The sequence below is a fragment of the Streptococcus infantis genome, from assembly GCF_019929575.1.
Classification (GTDB): Bacteria; Bacillota; Bacilli; order Lactobacillales; family Streptococcaceae; genus Streptococcus; species Streptococcus infantis_L.
On record NZ_JAHZPU010000080.1, the window covers coordinates 1 to 621 of the forward strand.

The 621-nt window shown below is 37.2% G+C and carries 1 protein-coding gene; it reads right to left on the minus strand.

The window, feature by feature from the left end; translation table 11 throughout:
* Positions 1–265: 265 nt before the first annotated feature.
* The coding region (locus tag K1I67_RS09780; RefSeq protein WP_223339755.1) for a hypothetical protein at positions 266–621 on the minus strand (356 nt) is incomplete at its 5' end.

The window sequence follows — 621 nt, forward strand, 5'->3', positions numbered from 1 at the left end:
CCTGTTAAGGCTAAACTGAAAAAACAAGTTTTGGTGACTGAGCTCCTCCAAGCCAGTTACCTCGGTTAAAAGAGCGCCAACTCTTTTAACCTTCGAAAAACCGCCTTCCAAGGCGGTTTTTTCGTTTACAGGGAATGAGATTACGCGCAGAAAAAAAGGATCTCAAGAGGATCCTTGCATGTCTTACCTCCCCCTAACGATAAAGCAAGCCATCAAGTTCATGAATGAACATATTCCTATCCTTCTCTCAAAAAATAAGAAATAATTAATCCTTGTTGATGGGTTTTACACTTTCTTTGTTGGCCGCATGCGATGCCTCAACCCTACCAAACATATAACCTAGGGATAATGTTATTATTGGCGTAAAAACAGCCCATGATTCTTTTATATTATTAAGAATATTGACACCTTTATTGTTAAAGATATCAACAATAACAAGTGCAGATATTAAACATGCATACATAGTCAATGTAAATGTTATGACAAACCAAACAACACTACTTTTTGCATCATCACCAGTCCCTATCTTATCTGAGTATTTCTCCACCCGATTATTTATTAAAGAATAATTTGGATTTGGATTATAAGAGGCCGAACTACCAGAGGTAGATCCACCTTGAG